This is a genomic window from Clostridioides sp. ES-W-0018-02 (assembly GCF_020658175.1).
GTDB lineage: Bacteria > Bacillota > Clostridia > Peptostreptococcales > Peptostreptococcaceae > Clostridioides.
In genome coordinates, this window is sequence record NZ_JACVVY010000006.1 from 166,885 (window position 1) to 184,395 (window position 17,511).

Here is a 17,511-nt window from a genome sequence, read left to right on the forward strand (position 1 = left end):
AATATTAGAGCGAGGTTAAGTAAATGTAAATATTGTTAAATGCATGTAAAAATTTAATTTTATATAGTATATTTAAAATTAGATTAATTTTTTTAAGTATTTTCCAATCAACACTAGTATAATACATCATATAATATTCTTATAATTTTTTATCTAAGCTATTAATTTATCATATTTTATAATTCTTTTTCTAATTTATTAACCAAACTAGCAAACACATTTAAAGCTTCTTCTATAGATTGTTTTTTCGTCATATCTACACCAGCAGATTTCAATTGTTCTAAAGGATACTCTGACCCTCCACTTTTTAAGAAGTTTATATATCTATCTACAGCTTTACTACCTTCTGAAAGTATCTGTTGACTTAATGCACTTGCAGCAGAAAATCCTGTAGCATACTTATACACATAGAAATTTGAATAAAAATGTGGAATTCTTGCCCACTCTATCCCTATTTGCTCATCTACTATTGCAGATTTTCCATAATACTTCTCATTTAATTTATAGTATATATCAGTAAATTCATCAGCAGTAAGTGGCTCTCCACTTTCTACTCTTTCATGTACAATTTTTTCAAATTCAGCAAACATAGTTTGTCTATAAACAGTAGTCCTAAATTGCTCTAAATAATAATTTAATAGATATATAGTTTCATCTTTAGACTTAGAATTTTCTAATAAATAATTTATAAGAAGTAATTCATTTAATGTAGATGCAACTTCTGCAACAAATATTTTATAATCTGAATATAAAAATGGCTGACTTGTTCTCGAATAATGGCTATGGACAGAATGACCTAATTCATGAATTAATGTAAATAGAGAGTTAAGGTCATTTTTATAACTCATTAATATATAAGGATGTGAATCATAGCTTCCCCAAGAGTAAGCTCCTCCTTTTTTACCTTCATTATCATATACATCAATCCAACCTTCTTCAAATGCATTTTTTATAACTTTTAAGTATTCTTCTCCTAAAGGCTTAAGTGCCTCTAATATAATGCTCTGTGCTTTTTCATAAGGTATATCCATATCAAATTTATCAGTTAGAGGAACATATAAGTCATACATGTGTATTTCATTTAATCCCAAGAACTTCTTTTTAAGTTCAACATACTTATTCAAAGTAGGAATACTTTCATCTATTGCTGATATAAGATTATTATAAACCTCTAAGCTTACATCATCTGAAAATAGCGATGCTTCTATTGCTGAATTATATTTTCTAGTTTTTGCATAAAATATCTCTGACTTTATTCCACCATAAAGTGTTGAAGCAAATGTGTTTTTATATTTTCCATAAGTAGAAAATTCTCCTTCAAAAGCTTCTTTTCTAACTCTTCCATTTTTACTTTTTATAAATAGAGAATAGTTTGAATGAGAAAGTTTAACCTTATTACCTTTTTCATCCTCTATCTCAGGAAATTCCATATCTGCATATGCTAACATATCATATACATTTTCTGGAACTGTTGATAATTCAGATGTAGCTGCAAGTATCTCTTCTTCTTTTTCACTCAAAGTATGAGGCTTATCTCTCAATATATCTTTTATATATTTTGTATAAAATGATAACTTCTCATCCTTCAAATATTCATTTAATCTGTCTTCTTCTATGGACAGTATTTCTGGAACTATATAAGAAGTAGCCACTCCTAAATCAGTTGATAACATTTCTGTCTTAGTGGCTCTTCCTTGATTATCATTGATTCTAGTATCTTCATGTTGTTTCATATGAGTATATACATATAGATTTTGGATGATTCTAGATGCATTTTCAGAGATACTTAATACTTTGTATAAATTTTCCTTACTCTCAGAAAATTTACCTTTGTATTCTTTTACTTCTTGAATAAGATTTTTTACTTTACTTATGTCTTTTTCAATATCTTCTTTAGTAGAGTACATCTTATCTATTTTCCATTTGTATTTTTCTTCTATCGTACTTCTATCAGTTCCCATATTATACACCTCTATTTTAATTCATTTTTATATTTTATTTACTTTACAAAATATATTGTATATATTTTAGTCCAAATAATCTACATTTATTACTCCTTCTATCATATTTATTTCTTTCATAATATCATGTAAGTGTATTCTCTTATCATAAGATATAAAAAAGTTTACTTTCCAATATTCTTCACTACGACATTCTATTTCCATATTCCTTACAATAAGTTGATTTTTTTCAAATTTATCATATAAAAAAGGTATTGAATCTAAATTATTTATTTTTAATATCAATACATTTTTTTCTTGACTAAATAGAAACGTATTTAGTATCCTAAGCACAAATAATGCTATCATTACAAACAACCATCCTAAAATTGCTAGCTCATAATAACCATAACCAACCGCTATACCAATACATGCAGTTGCCCACATCCCAGCGGCTGTAGTAAGCCCCTTCACTCCACCTTTGTTCTTTAGAATTGCTCCTGCACCTAAAAAACCAATTCCAGACAACACTTGAGCAGGCATTCTTGCTGGGTCAGCATTTGTATATAAACTATAGTCAGACAATAACTGGATTGAAGTTATTGAAGTAATACAAGAACCTATTGCTATTAATATATGTGTTCTAAATCCTGCAAATTGCCTTATCTTTTCTCTCTCTAGTCCTATTATTCCTCCTATAACTAATGCTAATAATAATCTTATTGCTATCTCCTTAGTTCCTATATCGCCCATAATATAAAACCTCCTGACCCAATTATAATTTATATCATATAAATAACTTCTACATCATATCATACAGATAATTTCTATATCAAAAATAACATCTTATACCTTAATATTATTATTAGTATATGATAAATAGTAATATCTGTTAATTTTTAATACAAAAAAACCCACAACTGTGGGCTATTTGCTTAAGTACATGTATTTATTTATTAATATATCTATTTTCTTACTTGATTCTACGAGCTCTTCTTGAAATATTTCTGGATATTCTATGTATGTATTTATCTCTTCCCTAACTGCTTCAATTTCATTTTTTAACGCTTCTAATTCATTGTTCGCCATAATAATCACCACTATTACAAATTTGTATATTTTTATATACATTTTATCAAACAATATTATATTTTGTCAATATTATGTCAATAAAACTTACTATAAAAATGCTTTAATTTGGGCACCGTATACCTAGATACTAATCCTACAAACATACCCGTTACTAATGATGCCATTAACATAAATGGCAAGTATCCTATAGCAAGTATATTTTCTATTATTAAACTTGCAACTATTAATTGACCTATATTATGCCCTATTGCCCCTAAAATACTTATTCCTATCATTGATAATCCCTTTATTTTACTTGCTAAATACATAAATAAAAGGCTCAAATAAGCTCCTCCTATGCTAAATAAAAGATAAGATAGAGGACCTGCAAATATTGATGACAAAATTACCCTGATAGTAACAATTATAACAGTATCTCTGACACCTAACAACATTAATGAAATTAAAGTTATAATATTACTCAAACCCAATTTTGCTCCTGGAAATATAATTATAAGAGGGTTTGGTATATATGTCTCTAGTACATATAAGGCTAAACTGTATCCTATCATAAGACCTAAAAATGTCATTTTTCTAGTTTTCATTAAGTTAATTCCTCCAAATTTTATATATCATATTACATTATAATACAAAATATATAAAAACACCTAATTTAGACTAAAATATTCTATAATATATTTAAAGTAAATATCATCAATTTGAACTTGTAATTCCCCCTATAATCCTTGACTTTTTGTATCATACTTGTTACAATTTTAATGATAATGAATTTCATTAGGAGGTGTTAATAATGACTGTTTACGATTTGAAAATAGGAGAAAAAGGACTTATTAATAATATAGATGGAGATATTAAATTATCTAAAAGATTACTTGCACTTGGATGTATAAATAGTACTGAAATAGAGGTTAAAAAAGTTGCTCCATTTGGAGACCCAATTATAATTAGATTTAGAGGATTTGACTTAGCTATTAGAAAATCTGATGCTAAAAATATTTCTTTACAATAATAGAGGAGGAGCTACCTGTGATTAATGTAGCATTATTAGGAAACCCAAATGTTGGTAAGACTACTGTTTTTAACCTGCTTACAGGCTCAAATCAGTATGTTGGTAACTGGCCTGGTGTTACTATTGAGAAAAAAGAAGGATTTATTGGGAAAGAAATAAAGGTTGTAGATTTACCTGGTATATATGCAATGGATACTTTCTCAAATGAAGAAAAGGTTTCTAAGTCATATTTAGAAAATGAAGATGTTGATGTAATAGTGAATGTAGTAGATGCTTCTAACTTATCAAGAAATCTCTACTTAACAACTCAACTTATGCAATTTAATAAACCTATCGTTATACTGCTTAACATGTTAGATATTGCAGAATCTAAGGGTGTTAATATAGATGATAAAAAATTAAGTGAAGAACTTGGAGTAATTGTTGTTCCAATCATCGCAAAAAAGAAAGATGGCGTAGAAAAAATAGAATCAGAAATTAAAGATGCTACTAAAAAATCATTTAAATATCGAACAGACTTTGGAAGCGAAACAGAAACGTATAAGAAGTTAGAATCTATCTTATCAAGATGTACAAAGACTACATATACACACAAAAAATCTATCAGTGATAAAATAGACAATATAGTTTTAAATCCTATATTAGCCTATCCAATATTTATTGGTGTATTGTTTCTTTTATTTAAGTTCACCTTTGATTGGGTTGGAGGCCCACTTCAAGAGGGCTTTGCAGGCCTTATAGAAGCTTATATCTCTACACCCGTTAGTGATATGTTAGCTAACTCTAGCCCATGGTTTAAATCACTTATTGTTGATGGAATAATTGGAGGTGTTGGTGGTACTTTACCATTCTTCCCTTTAATATTTACATTATTCTTTGGTATATCTCTATTTGAAGATAGTGGATATATGTCAAGAACAGCATTTTTGATGGATAAAGTTATGAGAAAGGTTGGTCTATCTGGTAAAGCTTTTATACCCATAGTTATGGGTATGGGATGTTCTTCTCCTGCTATAATGGCAACTAGAACACTAGAAAGTGAAAAAGACAGAAGAGTTACAGCTCTTATTGCACCACTTATGACTTGTGGAGCAAAGCTACCTATATATGCATTATTTGTAGCTATATTTTTCCCACACAATGCTGCTTTAGTAACTACATCATTATACTTGGTCGGTATCATTATGGCAATTGTGGTTGCACTAGTTTTAAATAAAACAGCTTTTAAGACAGAGGCTGAACCATTTATATTAGAGTTACCAGAATATAGAATACCTACTATAGACGCACTTATTAAAAATACTTGGAATAAATCAAAAGGTTTTTTAATAAGAGTAGTTACTGTAATGTTTGCAATGTCAGTTGTTATTTGGGGACTTTCTTCATTTAATGTATTTGGATTTACAGAAGATATAAATGTAAGCTTTTTAGCTACTATAGGTCATATTATATCTCCTATATTTAAACCTCTTGGTTTTGATGACTGGAGAACTTCAGTTGCTATCTTAAGTGGTCTTGGAGCAAAAGAAATCGTGGTAAACTCTTTGAATATACTATATGGTAATTTGACTGTTGTATTACCAACAATATTTAATGGTGTTACTGCATATACATTCTTAATATTTACAGCTCTATATACTCCATGTATAGCTGCTCTTGCAACTATGAAAAAAGAATATGGAAATAAAATGATGTTTACATCATTTGCATATCAGTTTATATTAGCATGGATAATGGCTTTTATAGTTAAAAGTATTGGTGGAGTATTATTTATGGGAAATTCAATAATGGAGGCTTTAATCGGCGGAATAATCATAGTTCTTGCATTTTTAATTTTGTTTAATAAATTTAAATCTACCAAAAATGGAAATAGCTGTAGTGGATGTTCTGGTTGTTCTGGATGTCCAAGTACTAATTCTTGCTCAGGTGAGGAAAACAGTAATAAAAAAAGTAGTACACACTAATATGTAAATATTTTAATTTAAAAATAAATTTAAAGAGCTATCTTTCAAAAATAGTTCTTACAAAAATCTTGTTATAACAATATAGAAGCTATCACACAAACAAATGTAAATTGTTGTGTAATAGCTTCTTTTTTACTTATTTAGTCTCTTATTTACTTATTTAGCCTCTTATTACCTAACTTCATGTTCAACTCCCTATGTTTCTACAAATCAATCTTCTTTTGTTTTTACCTCATATGTTTCTTCACCATCATATAATTCTTTGAATAATTTTGCAGTTTTTTTACCTGCTTTTGCATAAGCTTTTCCAACTTCAACACCAGTTTCATGGTATGCTTTCCCAATTTTTTTAGAAGAAGATACTATATTTTCTATTTCTTTTTTTATACTATTCATATAAAATTCCACCTTTCCAAAAACTTGATTTTTATTTTAGATAGAGTATACTATTATATAATATTATACACAATGTATAAATTATAAATGTTTTGTATAGTTCTATACAAATTAAATAAATTTTGTATGAATTTATACATATATCAAAAAATTATTGGAGATAATTAGAAGATGAAAAAAGAAAGAAGAGATATAAGAAAATCAAAAGAAGCAATAAAGCAAGCATTTATTAAACTAAGTATAAATAGTGATATTAGTAAAATTACTGTGAAAGAAGTTTTAGAATTAGCTGATGTAAGTAGAGGAACATTTTATGCACACTTTAAAGATATTTATGATGTTCAAGAACAAATAGAAGAAGAACTATTCAATAAATGTATAAGTCTAATGAAGGAAAGTAATATTTATGATATTGTTGAAAATCCATATCCTCAAATTTTAGAAATTGTTACCTTTTTCCAAGAACATGCAAACACAATTAAAAATTTATCTTGTAATGGTAAAAGTACATCCTTTTTTTATAAATATAAAGAAATACTGAAAAAAGGCATTCAAGAAAGTAGTCATACAATAGAAGATAAAAAAACAGTTGATATTTTGGATGCTTGTATTATAGGAGGAATTATAGATGGCTGTTTAGAAATGATTTCTAAAGAATATAGTGGAAATAATTCAGAAACAGCAGAAAAAACTGCAAAAATTATTAGTATATTTATTACAAAAGGTATGCATGGGCTGAAAAATAAAATATAAAATAAAAATTCCTATGGTATCATTAAAAAACCATAGGAATTTTTATTAATTATGGTTATAATTATTAATTAATTAGAACCATAAACTTCTTCTTTTGTATAACATTTGCTATCAATTAGTATCTTATCTAAATTTTCTTTTATAACCAAGCGTCCAATAATAAGACTCGCTGATATTGGTTTTTCACTCCCATTATCCAAAGTGTCAGTATAGTTAATTCTTTCTCCTCTAGCCACGTAATAGGCTTCATTTATAGCGGTTTATGCTAATACCTTTCCGTCCATATATAGTACTTGATTGTGTTCCTGCAATGATTTGTTTCACTGCTTCTAACTGGGCATCCATATCTGTAGTATCTTTAGGTCTTATAATTAAGACATATATACTACTGTCAATTAGCTCTATGCACACTTCATTTTGTGTTTTTCTATCTTTAATAGAACTAAGACATATATCAATTTCAACACCAAGTTCTTTTGCTAGTTTTTCCATATATCAAAAACCGTTAAAATAATAGATTCTATTGGCTATTTATATAAATATTTTATTTTAAAATAAAATTCATATTATCAAACTAATATTTAAAAAGATTAATACATATTTATATAATCTGTAAAAAATCAATATGAAGATTACTTCTTTTTTATTAGTAGAATTATAATCGTTAATACATATAAATAATGTCTCAAAATAAACTACAAAATTCATTTTGAGACATATATTTTTATCTTATTCTTAATTTACTATTTACTCATATCTTTAGATTTATCTATGCAAGCAACGATAGATTTTATAACTGCTGATCTAAATCCTTCCTCTTCCAATACCTTAACTGCTTCTATAGTAGTTCCTGCTGGAGAACAAACCATATCTTTTAATTCTCCTGGATGTTTTCCAGTTTCAAGAACCATCTTAGCTGAGCCCATAACAGCTTGAGATGCAAATTTATAAGCTTGCTGTCTTGGCATACCAGCTAGTACTGCTGCGTCTGCAATAGCTTCTATAAACATAAATACATATGCAGGAGAAGAGCCGCTAATACCTGTAACTGTATCCATTAAATATTCTGCTACTATTTCTGCTTCTCCGAATGATTCAAATAGAGCTTTAATCATATTCAATTCTTCATCAGTAACATTTGAATTTTTACAAAGAGCTGACATACCTTCTCCAACAAGTGCTGGAGTATTTGGCATTACTCTTACTATCTTTTTATCTGAACCTATAATGCTTTCAAGAGTTTCTATAGTTTTTCCTGCTGCTATTGATACTATTATTTTACTTGCATCTATTAATTCTTTAAGTGGAGCTAAAGCTTTTTCACATATATTAGGCTTAAGTGCTACTATCACTACATCTGAATTTGCAACAGCCACCTTTGAATCAGTTGTAGTATTTATTCCAAATTGTTCTTTTACTTTATCTAAAGCAACTTGACTTAAGTCTGATACAGTTATATCTTCTGCTTTTACTAATCCTGATTTTACTATACCACCTATCATTGCACTTCCCATATTTCCTGAACCAATAAATCCTAAAGTTTTCATATCAAATCTCCTCTTTTTCTATTAGTTTTTATTTTAAAGTAGCTAAATTTATAATATTTTAACTGCTTAAAATTATCTTAGTTATTATAAAATATAATTTTATTATGATTATTATAAATTACTTCTTTATATAGTTTATTAAATATAAATTTAACGATTTTTTCATTAAACTCAACGAGCTAACTTCCTATCCAGAAAGTTAGCTCAGAATTAATCTAAAATTTTTTAAAATGGTATCTGGTAATATATACTATTATACCAGTTACATTTTTATATAGTAAGAAGTTTTATTTACAAACAATCCTAGAATGTTTGCTCAGTTCTACCTATTATTTCATCTTGTAATGTTCTACTTAAATTGTTGAAATGGTCACTATATCCTGCAACTCTAACTATTAAGTCTTTGTAATCTTGAGGATTCTTTTGAGCCTCTAATAATACATTTTTATCAAATACATTGAATTGTATATGATGTCCATCCATATTAAAGTATGCTCTTACTAGATTAGCCATGTTGTCTAATCCTTTTTCACCTTGTACTACTGATGGTGCAAATCTTTGATTTAACAATGTTCCACCAGTTTTTATATGGTCCATCTTAGCACAAGATTTTATAACTGCTGTAGGTCCATTAGTATCTCCACCTTTTTCTGGAGAGATTCCTTCTGAAACTGGCTTTGCACAAAGTCTACCATTTGCACTTGCTCCCATAATTTCTCCAAAGTATACATGGCAAGTAGTTGGCAACATATCTACTCTATATTCTCCACCACAAACAGTTGGTCTACCAGTTACTTCATTGTAATATGCATTAAATATTTCTTCCATTATTCCATCAGCATAATCATCATCATTTCCATACTTAGGAGTTTTATTTGAAACTATATTAAGTATAGCTTCATATCCTTCAAAGTTAGAATCAAGTGCCTTAAGTAATGTATCCATATCAAATTTTTTCTTGTCAAATACATTATATTTTATTGCTGTTAAACTATCTGTTATAGTTCCTATACCAACACCTTGTATATATCTAGTGTTATATCTTGCTCCACCTCTTTGATAGTCTTTACCTTTTGCTATACAATCATCAACTATTGTAGACATAAGTGGGCAAGGCATATGTTTTGCACATATATTTTCTATTACAGCATTTCCTTGTATTTTTATATCAATCATATAATGTAACTGCTTTTTAAATGCGTCAAATAATTCTTCATAAGATTTAAAATCTCTAGGGTCTCCAGTTTCAATACCTATTTGCTTTTTCGCAATTGGGTCATAACCGTTATTTAGTGTTAATTCAAGTATTTTTGGAATATTCATATATCCAGTTAAAACATATGCTTCTTTACCAAAACATCCAGTTTCAACACAACCACTAGTTCCTCCAAGTCTTGCATCTTCTATAGTTTTACCAGCTTCCATAAGCTCCTGAACTATTGCTTCAGTATTATAAAATGCTGGTTGACCCCATCCTTTTCTTGATATTTCACAAGCTCTCTTTAAGAATTTTTGAGGAGTCTTTTTACTTATTTGAACATTTGAACTAGGTTGTATTAATTTCATTTCATCCATAACATCAAGTATTATATAACTAACTTCATTAACACCATCTTGACCATCTGGATTTATTCCACCAGTATTTATATTTGCAAAGTCTGTATATGTGCTACTCTCTTTCAGTGTTATACCAACTTTTGGTGGTGCTGGTTGATTGTTAAATTTAACCCATAAACATTCAAGTAATTCTTGTGCTCTATCTCTATCTAATATTCCATTTTCTACATCTCTTTCATAAAAAGGATTTAGATGTTGGTCTAGTCTTCCTGGAGTAAATGCATCCCATATATTAAGCTCAGTAGTAACCCCTATATGAACAAACCAGTACATTTGTATAGCTTGATGATAAGTTTCTGGTTTATGAGCTGGTACAACATCACAAGTTTCAGCAATTAACAATAAGTCTTTTTTCTTAGCTTCATCAGTTTCTTCTTCTGCCATTTTTCTTGCCTTTTCAGCATATCTCTTTCCTAATATAACCATTGCATCACAAGCTATTGCCATAGCTTCTAAATCAGCTTTTTTGTTATATGCATCTAAGTCATTAAGGAAATCTAATTCTTTTAGTCTTGCTTCTATATCTTTCTTTAAATCTAAAAATCCTTTTTTATATATTGTATCTCCACAAACTGTGTGTCCTGGAGCTCTTTGTTCCATAAACTCTGTAAACATACCTGCTTCATATGCTGCTAACCATTCAGGTGTCATAGCATTTATTATCTTATCTCTGGTTTGTCTCTTCTTCCAGAAAGGTATTATTTCCTCTTGATGTATTTTTCTAGATTCTTCAGACACACTAAAATTTATTATGTCTCTATTATGCATTACTTCTAAATCTTCCATTGTATGACAACAAATTTCTGGATATGTTGGTGCTCCATTAGGTGAATCTCCTTTTTCGCCTACTATTAATTCTCCATCATTTATACTAAGAGTTCTGTTTTCAATGTAATGTTTAAATGATAAAGCACGAAGTACAGGAATTTCTACACTTCCTTCATATTTTTTATAAGCTTCTGTCATAAGTACTGCTCTTTCAATAGATATGTGTGGTTCTGCATTAACACTTTCTTCTCTTAATTTTTTAGTTCTTTCAAAAGTTCCTCTTAACATTTTATTACCCCCCAATCTTAGTATTGAAATTACTTGCTTCAAACAGCCTTTTTATTTCTTCTAATTTTTCTTCAGTAGGTCTTTGTAACTCTTCTCCTTCATACTTTTTATAAATTTTATCATACTTATGTTTACCAATATTATGATATGGAAGAAGACTTACATCTTTTATATTCAAAGGCTTTAAAAACTCTATCATTTTTTTAACCTCTAAATTTTCATCATCTACATTTACGCCTACAATTAATGGTATTCTTATATTTATATTAGCTCCTGATTCACTCAAAAGTTTAACATTTTTAAGTATTAAATCATTTGATTTTCCTGTAAATTTTATATGTTTTTCCTCATCAATAAGTTTAATATCGTATAAGAACAAATCTGCACATTCAGCAACTCTTTCGTAATTTTCTGACTTTGCATATCCACAAGTATCAATTGCCACATGAATTCCCTTTGATTTACACATGTTTATTACTCCACAAATAAAATCCATATCTTGAGCCATTACTTCTCCACCTGATAAAGTTACTCCTCCACCTGATTCTTCATAGAAAATTCTATCTTTTTCTATCTCTTTAACCAGTTCTTTAACAGAATACTCTTGACCTACTATTTCTCTAGCATTGTTTATACAATAATCTAAACAAGTTTCACAAAACTCACATTTTTCTTGGTCTAGACATATTTTTGTTTCACCTTTGTAAATTGCTTTGTGAGGACATATATTTATACATGCTTCACATCTTGAACATCTTTCTTCATTATACAAAACTTGTTTTGTATATGTTTGACTTTCTGGATTATGACACCAAACACATTCAAGTGGGCATCCTTTAAAAAAAACTGTACTTCTTATCCCTGGACCATCATGTATACTACATTTTTGTAAATTTATAACTAATGGATTCATAATTTTTTCACCCCTAAAGAATATCCATTCCTTTTTTTTCATCTTTATGTAATTCATCTTCATAGGTTATTTCTATGAAAAGCATTTCTACAATTACATAATACTATATTCGTTATTATTTTGTCTATATTTTTTTAGTAATATTAAAAATTTTTATTTTATTATGATATTTATATTGATTTTATAAATTAAATTTAAATATTTATTAATTTTATTTTTATAAGTAAATATAGATAATCTCTATAAACAATATGTTATTTTAATTAATTTAGATATATATACTATAAAAATTAAATAAAAACAGAGACTACACTTTACCATGTAGTCTCTGTTTATCTAGTAACATTTAGAATTTTACATTTATTGTTACTGCTTTTCCGCCTCTATTTAATGTAATTTTTGTGCTAGCACCTTTTGAGAAAGTATATAACTTTTTATTAAGGTCATTCATACCAGTTATATCTGCATCTCCTACTTTAGTTATAATATCCCCTACTTTTACTCCTGCTTTTTCTGCTGATGAACCAGATATTACTTCTGCAACATATACTCCTTTGTCAGTACTTAATTTTGTACCTGTAGCTGCTTCATAATTTGATACATCTGTTCCTTTTATACCTAAAGTTACTTTTTCATATTTTCCAGTTTTTATTACTTCTTCAACTATACTTTTAGCTGTATTGATTGGTATCGCAAATCCTAACCCTTCTGCTTGAGAAGCTTTTGCTGTATTTATACCAATTACTTGACCTTTTTGATTTAACAATGGCCCTCCACTATTTCCTGCATTTATACTTGCATCAGTTTGTAATAACCCTGTCATATTAGTTTTTTCTGTTTGTATAGTTCTATCTAATCCACTTATTATACCTTGAGTAACTGTCTTTTGGAAGTCTAGTCCAAGTGGGTTACCTATTGCTATTGATATATCTCCAACTTTTACTTTATCACTATCTGCAAATTCAGCTGGTGTTAATCCAGTTTTATCAACTTTAACTATGGCCAAATCAAGTTGTTGGTCAAACCATACCACTTTACCTGATGTTGTTGAACCATCATTAAATAAAACATTAACACTAGTTGCTTGGCCATCTGATATAACATGAGAATTAGTAAGTATATATCCATTTGAATCTACTATAATCCCAGTTCCTACTCCTTGTGTTTCAGTTGGTATTGCAAACATATTACTAGTATCGACGCTAGTTGTCGTAATACCTACAACAGATGGTGTTGCCTTTTCTGCAACTGCTTGGTAAATGTTTTGGCTCTTTCCATCATCATTTACAACTATGGGCGTAGAACTTCCTGTAGATTTACTTCCTAAATTATCTTTAACTAAAATTATTGTTAGCAAACTACTAAGTATTGAACTTATTATAGCGACTAATATTACTAAACTTATACCTTTCTTTCTTCTTGACATCTCATACCACTCCCTATCTAAATATAATATAAATTATCAAAATATATTTTTCCCAATTTTCCATAAAAAAATGAAATCATCTATTTTGAGTAAACTCTCTTTCGATGATTTCATTATATTATTCTAATCTTAATTAAACCTTAACTATCTAAAATTATTTAAGTCTTTTTTCTAATTCTTCTTTTTCTTTTTCATAACCTGGTTTTCCTAGTAAAGCAAACATATTTTTCTTGTATGCTTCTACTCCTGGTTGGTCAAATGGATTAACTCCTAGTAAATATCCACTTATTCCACAAGCTTTTTCAAAGAAATACACTAAATATCCAAAATTATACTCATCTAACTTAGGTATATTTATTACCAAGTTAGGCACTTTTCCATCAGTATGTGCTAATAGAGTACCTTCAAAAGCTTTATGATTTACAAAATCTACAGTTTTGCCTGCTAAATAATTTAAACCATCTAAATCTACTTCTTCTGAATTTATAGTTATATTTTTCTTAGAACTTTCAACATTAAGTACTGTTTCAAATAAAAGTCTTTTTCCATCTTGAATATATTGTCCCATAGAATGTAAGTCTGTTGAAAAATCTACAGAAGCAGGAAATAATCCTTTATTTTCTTTTCCTTCACTTTCTCCATAAAGTTGTTTCCACCACTCACTCATATAATGTAGTTGAGGTTCATAGTTAACCAATAACTCTACATCTTTTCCTTTTCTATGTAAAATTGTTCTAGCTACAGCATATTTATAACTGTCATTATTTTTTAAGTCAGAATTTTGAAATGCTTCACGAGCATCATTTGCACCATTCATTATGGCATCAATATCAAGTCCTGCAGCTGCAATAGGAAGTAATCCAACAGCTGTCAATACAGAAAAACGACCACCTACATCATCTGGTATTACAAAAGTCTCATATCCTTCTTCTGTAGCTAATTGTCTAAGCGCCCCTTTACTTGAATCTGTTGTTGCATATATTCTCTTTCTAGCTTCTTCTTTTCCATATTTTTTTTCTAAATAATTTTTAAATATTCTAAAAGCAAGAGCTGGCTCTGTAGTAGTACCTGATTTAGATATTACATTTACAGAAACATCTTTACCTTCAATTACATCTAGTAAATCCATAATATATGTTGAGCTTATGTTATGACCTACAAAATATACTTCAGGAGCATTTCTTTGCTCTTTTTTAAGCCCATTTCTAAAAGAATGACTTACCATGTCTATCGCAGCTCTTGAACCCAAATAAGAGCCTCCTATACCGATTACTAAAAGAACCTCAGAATCAGATTTTATCTTCTCAGCAGATTTTTTTATTCTAGCAAACTCTTCCTTATCATAATTTTTAGGAAGGTCTATCCATCCTAAAAAAGTATTTCCTAAACCAGTTTTATTATGTAACATATCATGTGCCACATCTACATACGGCTGCATGACATCTATTTCTTTTTGGCAAAAAAATTCCGTAGCTTTACTATAATCAAAATTTATTTTTCCCATTTAAATCCCTCTTTTCAGCATATGCGTTTTACAGAGATTATAACATAAAATCTAGGTGTTTTTTTAAAAAGTTTGCCACAAAATAATGCATATATCCTCAAGCATTATTAGGAAATCGATTCTTCTAAATATTACAACTATTTGTCAATTATAAAATTTTAATTAAATAAATGAATAGTCCAATAGCAAAATGTTATCTTTTTATTTCTCTCATATATATAAAATGTAACTTATTATAAATGTATTTTTCTTAACAATAATCTGTTGATTAAAATAATTAAGAATGTTATGCTAATTGTAATTATTAAAAGGGAAAAGAGGTAATTTAATATGTTTAAGCAAAGATTATTTAAGTTATTATCTAGCACATTGGTACTTAGTATGTTATTTACAGCTACTCCAAATATTGCTTTTGCTGATAATGACACAAACAATATCTCCGATAAGTATCAAAGCTCTGATATAGAGTTAAATGATTATAGTAAAGGTTCGGAGTCTTACACAAAAACTAGAGCTCTTGCTAAAGAGAAAATTCAAACTTTACTATCTAAATACGGAGCTGTAAGCGCTCAATATGCTCTAATTGATAATGGTAAGATTGAGATTTCTGGAAATGGTGGAGTATACAGCAAACAAGATAATAAAAATTTAACTAAGGATAATATGTACAATATTGCATCTATCAGTAAAATATTTACTACTACAGCTGTTATGAAGTTGGTTGAACAGGGAAAAGTAAATTTAGATACTCCTGTTGTAAAATATATACCTGAATTTAAAATGGCTGATGATAGATATAAAGAAATCACTCCAAGAATGTTATTAAATCACTCATCAGGGCTAATGGGAAGTAGTTTTAAAAATGCCCTTTTATTGGGAGACAATGATTCTTATAATCATGATAATTTCTTAGAAGAATTAAAGAAACAAAGATTAAAAGCTAAGCCAGGAGCTTTTTCTGTTTATTGTAATGATGGATTTACTTTAGCTGAAATTTTAGTAGAAAGAGTATCTGGTATGTCATTTACTAATTTTCTTGATAAATACATAAACAATCCACTTAACTTACAAAACACAAAAACTCCAGAAAATAGTTTTGATAGTTCAAAACTTGCAAAAGCCTATGTACCTTATTGGGAAGATGCAGTTCCACAAGATAACCTTAATACTATAGGTGCAGGTGGTTTATATTCAAGTGCAGAAAATCTATGTACATTTGCACAAACATTTATGAAAAAATCAAATGGAATTCTTTCTCCTGCTTCAGTAAAAGCTATGGAAAATAAAGAATATTTAAATGGTCTATGGCCTGAGGGAGAAGACTCTATCCTTGGATATGGTTTAGGATGGGATTGTGTCAACACTTATCCATTTAATCAATATAATCTAAAAGCACTTACAAAAGGTGGAGATTCTTTATTATTCCATAGTAATCTTACAGTGCTTCCAGATGAAAATATGGCAGTTGCAGTTGTTTCTTCTGGTGGAAGTAGTCAACTTAACGAAGTAATTGGGCAAGAAATTTTACTATCTGCATTAAAAGAAAAAGGTAAAATTAAAGAAATAAAACCTGATAAAACATTTAGTAAGCCACAACAAGTCAAAATGCCAAGTTACTTAAAAGAAAATAGTGGACTTTATGCTTCTTCAAATATGCTAAAAGTTGATGTTAATGATAATGGTACTCTAACAGTATCTTCTCCATACATAGAAAATGGACCTAAAGATAAATATGTATACATAGGTCAAGATAGATTCGTATCTGAAAAAGGTAATAGTTGCCTAAAATTTGTAAAAGAAAAAAATAATATCACATATTTAAATATGAGCTCTTATGATGATGTTCCTGGATTAGGTCAGACAGCAAGTTTATACTATGTAGCTCAAAAGGTAGATGACAATAATATATCAAATAGTGTCAAAGAAGCATGGGAAAAAAGAGGTGAAAAAGGTTACTATCTAGTAGATGAAAAATATACTTCTCAATACTATATGTTTGGCTCTGTTAAAGCAATGCTTGGTGTTTCTGATAAAACTCCAGGTTTTTTAGCTAATACTAAAATAATAGATGAGAATAATTCAAATGCTTTTATAGAAATACCTGGTGTAATGGGTCGTGATTTGAGTGATATCAAACTGTATAAAGAAAATGGTACAGAATACCTAAAATTTGCAACACAAACATATGTAAGTGAAGATTCCCTAACTAATTTATCATCAGAAAAATCTTTTACATATCAAATAGATTCAAAAGGGTATGCAAAATGGTACAAAATTGGCGATGATATAGCAAA

The 17,511-nt window shown here is 28.6% G+C and carries 16 protein-coding genes; 4 read left to right on the forward strand and 12 right to left on the reverse strand.

Annotated elements, in window-relative coordinates:
• Positions 1–176: 176 nt before the first annotated feature.
• The 4 genes from pepF to IC219_RS14950 form a co-directional block, all read right to left on the reverse strand.
• Positions 177–1,961, reverse strand: coding sequence for an oligoendopeptidase F (gene pepF / locus IC219_RS14935; RefSeq protein WP_227433683.1), 1,785 nt, complete (start codon positions 1,959–1,961; stop codon positions 177–179).
• Positions 1,962–2,027: 66 nt separating this feature from the next.
• Positions 2,028–2,693 (reverse strand): MgtC/SapB family protein, encoded by a 666-nt coding sequence (locus IC219_RS14940; protein WP_227433682.1) that lies wholly within the window; start codon positions 2,691–2,693, stop codon positions 2,028–2,030.
• 174 nt (positions 2,694–2,867) lie between these two features.
• Positions 2,868–3,029, reverse strand: coding sequence for an aspartyl-phosphate phosphatase Spo0E family protein (locus tag IC219_RS14945; protein ID WP_009891746.1), 162 nt, complete (start codon positions 3,027–3,029; stop codon positions 2,868–2,870).
• 77 nt (positions 3,030–3,106) lie between these two features.
• Entirely contained in the window at positions 3,107–3,616 is a 510-nt protein-coding gene (locus tag IC219_RS14950) for a Gx transporter family protein (protein ID WP_227433681.1), read from the reverse strand.
• 206 nt (positions 3,617–3,822) lie between these two features.
• Here IC219_RS14950 and IC219_RS14955 point away from each other — a divergent pair, with 206 nt between their 5' ends.
• Positions 3,823–4,041: a FeoA family protein gene (locus IC219_RS14955; protein ID WP_227433680.1), complete on the forward strand. Its 219-nt coding sequence runs from the start codon at positions 3,823–3,825 to the stop codon at positions 4,039–4,041.
• 17 nt (positions 4,042–4,058) lie between these two features.
• Positions 4,059–6,005: a ferrous iron transport protein B gene (feoB, locus tag IC219_RS14960; RefSeq protein ID WP_227433679.1), complete on the forward strand. Its 1,947-nt coding sequence runs from the start codon at positions 4,059–4,061 to the stop codon at positions 6,003–6,005.
• Positions 6,006–6,215: 210 nt separating this feature from the next.
• On the opposite strand, the gene IC219_RS14965 is transcribed toward feoB, so the two are convergent.
• Complete coding sequence (locus tag IC219_RS14965; RefSeq protein WP_227433678.1) at positions 6,216–6,401, reverse strand: hypothetical protein; 186 nt, start codon at positions 6,399–6,401, stop codon at positions 6,216–6,218.
• A 171-nt stretch (positions 6,402–6,572) separates the two neighbouring features.
• Between IC219_RS14965 and IC219_RS14970 the strand changes: the two genes are divergently transcribed.
• Positions 6,573–7,154: a TetR/AcrR family transcriptional regulator gene (locus IC219_RS14970; protein WP_227433677.1), complete on the forward strand. Its 582-nt coding sequence runs from the start codon at positions 6,573–6,575 to the stop codon at positions 7,152–7,154.
• A gap of 68 nt (positions 7,155–7,222) precedes the next feature.
• Here IC219_RS14970 and IC219_RS14975 read toward each other — a convergent pair whose 3' ends face one another.
• The 7 genes from IC219_RS14975 to IC219_RS15005 form a co-directional block, all read right to left on the reverse strand.
• Positions 7,223–7,390: a hypothetical protein gene (locus IC219_RS14975; protein ID WP_227433676.1), complete on the reverse strand. Its 168-nt coding sequence runs from the start codon at positions 7,388–7,390 to the stop codon at positions 7,223–7,225.
• A 10-nt stretch (positions 7,391–7,400) separates the two neighbouring features.
• Positions 7,401–7,646 carry a hypothetical protein gene (locus tag IC219_RS14980; protein WP_227824494.1) on the reverse strand — a complete coding sequence of 82 codons (246 nt, stop codon included), beginning with the start codon at positions 7,644–7,646 and terminating at the stop codon, positions 7,401–7,403.
• Positions 7,647–7,897: 251 nt separating this feature from the next.
• Positions 7,898–8,701: a pyrroline-5-carboxylate reductase gene (proC, locus tag IC219_RS14985; protein ID WP_227433674.1), complete on the reverse strand. Its 804-nt coding sequence runs from the start codon at positions 8,699–8,701 to the stop codon at positions 7,898–7,900.
• 303 nt (positions 8,702–9,004) lie between these two features.
• On the reverse strand, positions 9,005–11,374 hold the full coding sequence (gene hypD, locus IC219_RS14990; protein WP_227433673.1) for a trans-4-hydroxy-L-proline dehydratase: 2,370 nt from the start codon (positions 11,372–11,374) through the stop codon (positions 9,005–9,007).
• Between the two features lie 4 nt (positions 11,375–11,378).
• Positions 11,379–12,287 carry a trans-4-hydroxy-L-proline dehydratase activase gene (locus IC219_RS14995; protein ID WP_227433672.1) on the reverse strand — a complete coding sequence of 303 codons (909 nt, stop codon included), beginning with the start codon at positions 12,285–12,287 and terminating at the stop codon, positions 11,379–11,381.
• A gap of 346 nt (positions 12,288–12,633) precedes the next feature.
• Positions 12,634–13,713, reverse strand: coding sequence for a serine protease HtrA (htrA, locus tag IC219_RS15000; protein ID WP_227481856.1), 1,080 nt, complete (start codon positions 13,711–13,713; stop codon positions 12,634–12,636).
• Positions 13,714–13,867: 154 nt separating this feature from the next.
• Entirely contained in the window at positions 13,868–15,217 is a 1,350-nt protein-coding gene (locus tag IC219_RS15005; RefSeq protein ID WP_227831774.1) for a glucose-6-phosphate isomerase, read from the reverse strand.
• Between the two features lie 330 nt (positions 15,218–15,547).
• Between IC219_RS15005 and IC219_RS15010 the strand changes: the two genes are divergently transcribed.
• A partial coding sequence (locus IC219_RS15010; RefSeq protein ID WP_227853367.1) for a serine hydrolase domain-containing protein occupies positions 15,548–17,511 on the forward strand: 1,964 nt, incomplete at its 3' end.